We start from the raw sequence: 2,026 nt of genomic DNA on the forward strand, positions 1-2,026 counted from the left end.
GGATTTGAACAGGTGGCCGTAGCGATCCATGGTCACCTGAAGGCTACTGTGGCCAGCAAGGTCTGGACCGTCTTCGGATCCAAGCCGGCCTCGATCCAACACGACACGGCGAAGTGGCGCAGAGCATGCCAATTGAACCGCTTGGGCGGCGTCTGGTGTGTCCAGGGGGTGTCCTTATCAGCCCGTTGAAAAGCGCGGAGGCAGCGACTTTATTCCCGCCCGAGGATGTGTAATGGAGTATCTGCGCCTTGGCGATGGGACGATTGAGCAATCGTAAAGGATTGGGCGGCAGAAGCAGCCTGTTGGCGGTGGAACTGGCGCCCCGCCACTATTTCTACGATCGGTGCAACGAGATCCTGGCCGAAGCGGAATTCGACGAGACGGTCGAGATGCTCTGCCAGCCGTACTACGAGGACGACGGCCGCCGGTCGGTCCCGCCGGGGCGGTACTTCCGGATGCTGTTCGTCGGCCAGTTCGAGGGCCTGGAGTCAGAGCGCGAGATCGCGTGGCGCTGCGCCGACTCGCTGTCACTGCACCGCTTTTTGCGGCTGGGTGAGGGTGAGCGCGTACCCGACCATTCGACGTTGAGCGTGACCCGCTCGCGGCTGCCGCTGGAGGTTCACCATGCCGTGTTCGGCTTCATCCTGGAGATCGCAGACAAGCATGACCTGGTGCCGGCCCGGCGGATCGGCGTCGATGCCTCGACCCAGGAAGCCAATGCGGCATTGCGCCGTCTGGTGCGCCGGGACACCGGCGAGGATTATCAGGAGATGCTGCACCGCCTGGCCCGGGCGAGCGGCATCGAGACCCCGAGCACGGCGGACCTGATCCGCTTCGACCGCGCACGCAGAAACAAGACGTTGTCGAACGCCGACTGGCGGTCGGAAACCGACCCGGCGGCGCGCATCGCCAAGATGAAGGATGGCACCACGCATCTCGGCTACAAGCCGGAACACGCGGTCGATCTCGACACCGCCGTGATCGTGGCGATCAAGATCCATCCGGCCGACCAGGGCGACACCCAGACCCTTCCGAGCACGCTGGCACACGCCGAGGCGATGCTCGATCTCATCGGCGCGGCGCCGACGCCGGAGGCCCCGGCCGAGCTGATCGCCGATACCGGCTATCATTCCCGGGCAGGCTTGAAGGCGCTGGAGGACGGCGCGTGGACGACGCGCATATCCGAGAAGCAGCAGAAGGGCTTCGCCCGCTGGCACGGCGATGCCGCCGCCCGGCGCGCGGTCTACAATAACCGGACCCGGCTGAAGAGCACCGTCGCCCGCACTGCGTTCAAGCTGCGCGGCGAGAAGGTCGAGCGCAGCTTTGCCCACATTCTCGAGGTCGGCGCCTTGCGCCGGACGTGGCTGCGGGGTGTCGCCAATGTGGAGAAGCGTTACACGATCCAGGTCGCCGCATACAATCTTGGATTGGTGATGCGCCATCGTTTCGGCGCAGGGACGCCGCGTCAGGCGGCAGCGATCGCATGTTTCACCTCTACAGAGTACAATATCGCAGTAATTACATTTTTGCGTTTGCCCTGCCATCAGGCGTCATGCAGGGAGCAGCGGCATGAGCTTTGTTGGTTGTGTTTAGTTGCTCTTCGGCATATGCAATCTAAGATATAAAAATCAACGGGCTGCTAGTCTTACTGTGTCACAAAGTCGGTTGTAGGAGCCGAGTTGGTAGCCATATAGAATGGCATGATCAAGCCTTCTGTTTCTCCCGATGCCGGAAGTGAGGTCCGGTTCCAAACTTACGTAAACGCTCTTTGCGAGGCGATCGGCCACGCTGACCGGATTGATCCGTTGCGCCGCTATTGCACCGGCCTGCTGCTGCCCGGCGAGCGCAAGAGTATCGAGCCGATGCCTCGATCCGCAGCATGTCCAGGCAACCCACCAATCCTTGCATCACTTCGTCGCCAAGGGGAGCATGGCAAAGTGTGGGAGATGATCAGGCTGCGGTGGGAACAGCGATCTCGTTGTTGTTGGCGGCCATGGCCGGATACCAGGAGGTGAACAGGTCGCGC

2 protein-coding genes and 1 pseudogene are annotated in these 2,026 nt (G+C 62.3%); all 3 read left to right on the plus strand.

Annotation, left to right across the window (positions count from 1 at the left end; all coding sequences use genetic code 11):
• Nucleotides 1–189 (plus strand): hypothetical protein (locus VGC56_RS02315; protein ID WP_464122969.1); only part of this gene is annotated, 189 nt, incomplete at its 5' end.
• Between the two features lie 92 nt (nt 190–281).
• On the plus strand, nt 282–1,625 hold the full coding sequence (locus tag VGC56_RS02320; RefSeq protein ID WP_464122970.1) for a transposase: 1,344 nt from the start codon (nt 282–284) through the stop codon (nt 1,623–1,625).
• Between the two features lie 75 nt (nt 1,626–1,700).
• A pseudogene (locus VGC56_RS02325) lies at nt 1,701–1,923 on the plus strand (transposase); the annotation flags it as partial.
• Nucleotides 1,924–2,026 lie beyond the last annotated feature (103 nt).

The sequence above is a fragment of the Allosphingosinicella sp. genome, from assembly GCF_036403745.1.
Classification (GTDB): Bacteria; Pseudomonadota; Alphaproteobacteria; order Sphingomonadales; family Sphingomonadaceae; genus Allosphingosinicella.